This window comes from Streptomyces sp. 13-12-16 (assembly GCF_002114215.1).
GTDB lineage: Bacteria > Actinomycetota > Actinomycetes > Streptomycetales > Streptomycetaceae > Streptomyces.
In genome coordinates this window covers 1-7,088 of the sequence record NZ_NCTE01000209.1, presented here as the reverse complement: position 1 = coordinate 7,088, position 7,088 = coordinate 1, and the positions used below count along the sequence as shown (strand labels likewise).

At 74.0% G+C, this 7,088-nt stretch carries 5 protein-coding genes; 3 read left to right on the top strand and 2 right to left on the bottom strand.

Annotated elements, in window-relative coordinates:
- Positions 1-2,326: glycoside hydrolase family 3 N-terminal domain-containing protein (locus tag B7767_RS09660; protein ID WP_085571826.1), on the bottom strand; the 2,326-nt coding region annotated here is incomplete at its 3' end.
- Between the two features lie 139 nt (positions 2,327-2,465).
- Between B7767_RS09660 and B7767_RS09655 the strand changes: the two genes are divergently transcribed.
- Both B7767_RS09655 and B7767_RS09650 read left to right on the top strand, forming a co-directional pair.
- Positions 2,466-3,518: a LacI family DNA-binding transcriptional regulator gene (locus tag B7767_RS09655; RefSeq protein WP_085571825.1), complete on the top strand. Its 1,053-nt coding sequence runs from the start codon at positions 2,466-2,468 to the stop codon at positions 3,516-3,518.
- A 99-nt stretch (positions 3,519-3,617) separates the two neighbouring features.
- A complete protein-coding gene (locus B7767_RS09650; RefSeq protein WP_085571824.1) occupies positions 3,618-4,739 on the top strand; it encodes an LCP family protein in 1,122 nt (373 codons plus the stop codon).
- Between the two features lie 15 nt (positions 4,740-4,754).
- On the opposite strand, the gene B7767_RS09645 is transcribed toward B7767_RS09650, so the two are convergent.
- Positions 4,755-5,942, bottom strand: coding sequence for a methyltransferase domain-containing protein (locus tag B7767_RS09645; protein WP_085571823.1), 1,188 nt, complete (start codon positions 5,940-5,942; stop codon positions 4,755-4,757).
- Between the two features lie 135 nt (positions 5,943-6,077).
- On the opposite strand from B7767_RS09645, the gene B7767_RS09640 reads away from it, so the two are divergent.
- Positions 6,078-6,959 (top strand): polysaccharide deacetylase family protein, encoded by an 882-nt coding sequence (locus tag B7767_RS09640; RefSeq protein ID WP_085571822.1) that lies wholly within the window; start codon positions 6,078-6,080, stop codon positions 6,957-6,959.
- The last annotated feature ends 129 nt before the right edge of the window (positions 6,960-7,088 follow it).

Here is a 7,088-nt window from a genome sequence, read left to right as displayed (position 1 = left end):
GCCCCCCCCCCCCCCCGCCCCCCGCCGGTGACACCTCCGTCCCGCACCGCAGCCGCCGGTCCGGGCCGACCTCGCGCACCGGGCCCGTGAGGCGCAGCCGGGCCGTGTGGCGGACGTCCGTGCTGGAGGCCGCCAGCCGCAGCTCCAGCGCGCCCGGTTCGACGATCCGGCGCCCGGAGCCGTCGGTGAACGCCGACAGGTCCGGGTGGAAGCGGAACGTCACCCGGGACGCCTCGCCGGGCGCCAGCTCGACCCGCCGGTAGCCGATCAGGCGGACGTCCGGGCGGGTCACCGACGCCACCGGGTCGTGCAGGTAGAGCTGGACGACCTCGGCGCCGGACCGGTCACCGGTGTTGCGGACGGTCAGCGAGACGTCGTACGAGCCGTCCGTGCCGGTCTCCGCGTTCTCGTCCCGCGTGTCGGGAACCCACTCGAACGTCGTGTACGAGCCGCCGTGGCCGAAGGCGTACAGCGGGGTCGGGTCGAGGTTGCTGACCTCGCCGGCCAGGCCCAGCGGGGGCTGGAGGTAGGTCCAGGGCTGGCCGCCGGGCAGGCGCGGAACGCTGACCGGCAGGCGGCCGGAGGGGTTGACGCGGCCCGACAGCGCTCCCGCCACCGCCGGGCCGCCCTCCTCCCCCGGGAAGAAGGCCTGGACGACGGCGCCCAGGCGGCCGTGCCAGCGGCCGAGCGCGTACGGGCGGCCGGTGAGCAGCACCAGGACGACCGGTACGCCGGTCGCCACGAGCGCGTCCAGCAGCTCCGCCTGGACGCCGGGCAGGTTCAGGTCCGTCGCGTCGCAGCCCTCGCCGGAGGTGCCGCGGCCGAACAGGCCCGCCCGGTCGCCGAGCACCGCCACGCACACGTCCGCCTCGGCCGTCCGCGCGACCGCCTCCGCGAAGCCCCCGGTGTCCGGGTCGGAGGTGTCGCAGCCCGGCGCGAACGTCACCTTGGCGTCGGGGAGTTCGGCGCGCAGCGACTCCAGCACGGTCGGGATCCCGATCCCGGCCGGGACGCCGGGGTGGTGGGGGAGGACGTGGGACGGGAAGGAGTAGCAGCCCAGCATGGCGAGGGCGTCGTCCGCGCGGGGGCCGACGACCGCGATCCGGGTGCCGGGGGCGAGGGGGAGCAGGCCGTCGGGGTTGTCGAGGAGGACCACGGACTCCTCGGCCAGGCGGCGGGCCAGGGCGCGGTTCCCGGTGGAGTCGAGGTCGACCGGTGCGGTCGGCTCCGGGGCCCAGTCCTCGTCGAGGAGGCCCAGTTCGCACTTCTGGAGCAGGACCCGGCGGGCCGCGCGGTCGACCAGTTCCTCCGGGACCTCGCCGGCGCGGACCGCGTCCCGGAGCGGTTCGCCGTAGCACTTGAGCGTGGGCAGTTCGACGTCGACGCCGGCCAGCAGCGCCGCGTGCGCCGCCTGTGCCGGGGTGCCCGCCACCCGGTGCAGGCTCTCCAGGAAGCCGATGCCGAAGTAGTCGGCGACGACCGTGCCGGTGAAGCCCCACTCCTCGCGCAGGAGCCGGGTCAGCAGCGCCGGGTCGGCCGACGAGGGCACGCCGTCGGTCTCGGTGTACGCGGCCATCACCGAGCGGGCCCCGCCCTCGCGCAGCGCCATCTCGAACGGCGGCAGGGTGACGTCCGCGAACTCCCGCGCCCCGGCCCGCACCGGCGCGAGGTTGCGCGCCCCGGCGGAGGCGGCGTACCCGGCGAAGTGCTTGAGCGTGGCGACGACCCCGGCGGACTCCAGGCCGCGTACGTAGGCGGCACCGATCGTGCCGACCAGGTACGGGTCCTCCCCGATGGTCTCCTCCACCCGGCCCCAGCGCAGATCGCGTACGACGTCCAGGACGGGCGCGAGTCCCTGGTGGACGCCCGCCGCGCGCAGGTCGTGGCCGATGCGGCGGGCCATGTCCTCGACCAGCTCGGGGTCGAAGCTCGCGCCCCAGGCCAGGGGGACGGGGTAGGCGGTGGCCTGCCAGGCGGTGAATCCGGCCAGGCACTCCTCGTGCGCGACCGCCGGGATGCCGAAGCGGCCGGCCGCGGCGATCTGCCGCTGGGCGCGGGCCAGCGCCTGCGCGCCGAGGCCGGGGTCGACGGGGGCGGTGCCGTAGGAGCGGGTGATCTGGCCGAGGCCGAGGGTGATCAGCTCGTCCCAGTCGTGGTCGGCGGTCATGTCGTGCTGGTGCGGGGCGACGCCCCCGCCGTCGGTGTCCGCGCCCACCCACACGCCGTACAACTGGGCGGTCTTCTCCTCCAGGGTCATCCGGGAGAGCAGGTCGTCGACGCGGGCGGCGGCGGGCAGGGCGGGGTCACGCCAGGGCGCGGTGGTCATGGAGCTCCTGTCGGGTGGACGGACGGCCCTCACACGTACGATTCTCGGCGAATGTTTCGGCTTGCAGCTCGAATGTTCCGGGAACCTATGGCTCCCGGAAGGCTTCGTCAAGAGGGCCCGCAGGGTTACGATCGCGGCCATGACTTCCCCGCAGCCCGCTGAAACCCGGACGCAAGGGCGCAGAGCCCAGACGGCGACGCTCGCCGAGATCGCCCGTGAGGCCGGCGTCTCCGCCCCGACTGTTTCGAAGGTCCTCAACGGTCGTGCCGACGTCGCCCCCGGCACCCGGAGCCGGGTCGAGGGACTGCTGCGCGCCCACGGCTACCGGCGCCGCCGCGCCGAGGCCTCCCGCTCGCCCCTGATCGACCTGGTCTTCCACGAACTGGAGAGCGCCTGGGCGATGGAGGTCATCCGGGGCGTGGAGAACGTGGCCCGGGACGAGGGCCTGAGCGTCGTCCTCTCCGAGAGCGCGGGCCGGCTCACCCCCGGACGCACCTGGGCCGACCAGGTCGCCGCGCGCCGCCCGCACGGCGTGATCCTCGTGCTGTCCGGCCTCGACGAGTCCGGGCGGGCCCTGCTGACCAGCCGCTCCATCCCGTTCGTGGTGATGGACCCGGCCGGTGACCCGGGCACCGACGTGCCCTCCATCGGCGCGACCAACTGGCAGGGCGGGCTCGCCGCGACCCGGCACCTGGTGGACCTGGGCCACACCCGGATCGGCGCGATCAGCGGACCCACGCAGATGATGTGCAGCCGCGCCCGCGTCGACGGCTACCGGGCCGCCCTGGAGACCGCCGGGCTGCCGGTCGACCCCGGGCTGATCATGACCGGGGACTTCCACCACGAGGCCGGCTACCGGCAGGGTCTGGCCCTGCTGCGCCGCGAGGACCGGCCCACCGCGGTCTTCGCCGGCAACGACCTCCAGGCCCTCGGACTGTACGAGGCCGCGCGCGAGCTGGGGCTGCGCATCCCGGAGGACCTGAGCGTGGTCGGGTTCGACGATCTGCCGGTGGCCCGCTGGGTGGGGCCGCCGCTGACGACCGTACGGCAGCCGCTGACGGAGATGGCCGAGGCGGCGGCCAAGCTGGTCCTCGATCTGGGCAGGGACGAGGACTCGGCGGCGGCGACCCGGGTGGAGCTGGCGACGAGCCTGGTGGTGCGGAGCAGTACGGCGGCGCCGGCGGGGGCGTGAACCGGACCGAAAGTTTCGGACCGTCGGGCGGCGTACGGGAAGTCTGAGAATTTCACAAGAAAACTCTCCGGGAGGCGCCGCTCGTCATAATTCGGACTTATGTTCCTGCCTGTGAGGGGACATGAGAAGAGCGGCGGGACCGGGGACGACGGGGACGAGGCCGGGGGCGGGACCGAGGACGGGGCCGAGGACTCGGGCATACGAACGGGCCGGCGGGCGAAAGCACTGAAGATCACGGGGCTGGCGCTGGCCGGCCTGCTGGTCCTGGGCGCCGGAGCGGCCGGCTGGGCGTACTGGCAGCTCAACGACAACATCGACAGCGTCGACATCGACAGCGCCCTGGGCGACGACCGCCCCGCCAGGGCCGTGACCGCGCCGTCCCCGGACGCGTCCGCCACGGCCGCGCCCCTGCCGACCGGGTCCCTGAACATCCTCGTGCTCGGCTCCGACTCGCGCAGCGGCGAGGAGAACCGGGCGCTCGGCGGCGGAGACGACGGCGGCGCCCGTTCCGACACCGCCATGGTCGTCCACCTCGACGCCGGCCGGACCGCCGCGACGGTGGTCAGCATCCCCCGCGACACCCTCGTCGACCGGCCCTCCTGCCCGCTGGAGGACGGGGAATCGACCCGTCCGGCCTCCGGGGTGATGTTCAACACCGCGTACGAGGTGGGCGGTCCTGTGTGCGCCGTGAAGACCGTCGAGTCGCTCACGGACGTCCGCATGGACCACTACGTCGAGATCGACTTCTCCGGCTTCGCCCGCCTGGTCGACGCGCTCGGCGGGGTCACCGTCACCACCGAGGAGGACATCGACGACGACCGCAGCCACCTCACCCTGGACGCCGGCACCCACCACCTCGACGGTACGGACGCCCTCGCCCTGGCCCGCACCCGGTACGACATCGGCGACGGCAGCGACCTCGGCCGCATAGGGCTCCAGCACCAGCTGGTGAAGGCGCTGCTGGAGCAGGTCGCGCAGGAGGACCTGCTGGCCGGCCCCACCCGGCTGTACCGGCTCGCCGACACCGTCACCGGCAGCCTCACCACCGACACCGGCCTGGACTCGCTCGGCGAACTCACCCGCCTCGCCCAGAGTCTGCGGGACCTCCCGTCCGACGACGTCACGACCCTCACCATGCCGGTCGTCCCGGCCCCCTGGGACCGCAACCGCGTGATCGCGGACGAGCCGGAGGCGGAGGAGCTGTGGGCGTCCCTGAGGTGAACGTCCCGGCGGGCCTCACCGCACCGGGTGCCCCAGCAGCATCGTCGGGGCACCGGCGACGCGGGTCAGGAAGACCGTGACGGACTCGGGGCCGTGCGGCTTGGGCAGGACCTTGCGGCGGAGCTCCTCCGGTTCCACCGCCGAGCCGCGCTTCTTGACGGTCAGGACACCGACCCGGCGCTCGCGCAGCAGCGCCTTCAGCTTCTTGACGTTGAACGGGAGCCGGTCGGTGATCTCGTAGGCGGTGGCGTACGGCGTGCGGTGCGCTTCGTCGGCGGTGACGTAGGCGATGGTCGGGTCGATCAGCCCGCCCCCCACCTCCTCGGCCACCTCGGCGACCAGGTGGGCGCGGATGACGGCGCCGTCCGGCTCGTACAGGTACCGCCCGACCGGCCGGACCCCGGGGTCCGGGAGCATGGTCTCAGACGTCACGTAGATGCCGGCTCCGGCGGGCAGCAGCATCGCCCGCCGCGCCCCCGGCGTCACGTCCCGGCCGAACCACAGCACGGCCTCCTTGACGTCCCCGCCGTCCGAGACCCACTCGGCCGTCGCCTCCGGGGGGATCGCCTCGTGCGGAATGCCGGGTGCGATCTTCAGCAGGCCGAGCGGTGCCCCGAGCGCGGCGGACACCGCCCAGGACAGGGGAGGGGAGTAGGCCTCCGGATCGAAGATCCGGCCGCGCTTGGAGGAACGCCGGGCGGGGTCGACGAACACGGCGTCGTACCCGGCCGTGTCCACCTCCGTCACATCGGCCTCGCGCACCTCGATCAGCTCGGCGAGACCGAGCGCGTCGGCGTTGGCGCGGGCCGCCTCGCAGGTCAGCGGGTCACGGTCGACGGCCAGCACCCGGATCCCGGCGCGGGCGAAGGCGATCGCGTCGCCGCCGATCCCGCAGCACAGGTCGGCGACGGACCGCACCCCGGTCGCCTGGAGGCACTCGGCCCGGTACGTCGCCACGCTCGCCCGCGTCGACTGCTCCGCCCCGTCGGGCGTGAAGAACATCCGCCGCGCGTCCTCCGACCCGAACTTGGCCACCGCCCGCTGCCGCAGCCGCGCCTGGCCGAGCGCCGCCGACACCAGTTCGGCGGGGTGCTCGCGGCGCAGCCGGGTCGCGACGGCGAGTTCGTGCGCCGGGTCGGTGTCGCGCACCTCGTCGAGGAGGGCGCGGCCTTCGGGGGTGAGGAGGGGGGTGAGGACGTTCACCGGGTCATTGTGGGCCAGTCGGTGGACCGTGTGCCTCCGGCCGCGGTGTCGGGTCGGGTTCCCGGGGGCGGACTGCGAGGATCCGGCACCATGCGAGCAGTAGGACAAAACGATAAAAGGTGGCCGTTCGGCGGTGTGCGGATCGGCCTCGCGGTACTCGCTCTCGCCTCCATCGCCTCGGGCTGCGGACAGGGCGGCGACGGCGCCCGGGCCGAACCGGCGGGCGGCCAGCAGCCCCTGCAGGCACCCCCGGCCCGCGCGCTCGACGCCTACGCCACCCGACTGCGCGCGGCGCACACCGCGAGGGTCGCCGCCGCGAAACACTGGGGACTGAAGAAGGTGCCCCTGACCGCCCCGCCGCCCCCGGCGAAGAAGCCCAGGATCACCACCCGCGACGGCTTCGAGGTCGACGGCCACCGCCGCCTGGAACTCCCCCCGGTCTTCACCACCGTCCCCACCGACGAGAAGATCCTCTTCCTCACCATCGACGACGGCGCCGAGAAGGACCCGGCGTTCCTGCGGATGATGAGCGAACTGAAGATCCCGTACAGCGCCTTCCTCAGCGACTACCTCGTCAAGGAGGACTACGGCTACTTCAAGGAGATGCAGGGCCGGGGCGTCGCCCTGCACAACCACACCCTCCGCCACCCCTACCTGCCGGCCCTGTCCTACGCCCGCCAGAAGCGCGAGATCTGCGGCATGCAGGAGGTCATCGAGGAGCGGTACGGCGAGCGCCCGGTCCTCTTCCGCCCGCCCTACGGCAACTACGACAAGGCCACCCTGCGCGCCGCGAAGGCCTGCGGGATCACCCACGTCCCCCTGTGGAACGAGGAGGTCTTCGTCGACCACTGGGAGTACCGCGAGTGGGACCGGGACCTGCACCCCGGAGACATCGTCCTCACCCACTTCCGGGGCCGCGAGGACTGGAAGGGCACCATGCCGGACATGATCCGCCGCTTCATGGACAAGGTCACGGCGGAGGGGTACGCGGTGGCCCGCCTGGAGGACTACCTGTGAGGGTCCGTCTCCTGGCCGGCGCCGCCGCCCTGCTGGCCGTGATCGCCGGATGCGGTCCGGCGGGCGGGGCGGGGGACAGGGCGGGGGCCGGTGCGGGCCGGTCCCCCGGAGCCGGACCGGCGCCGCAGG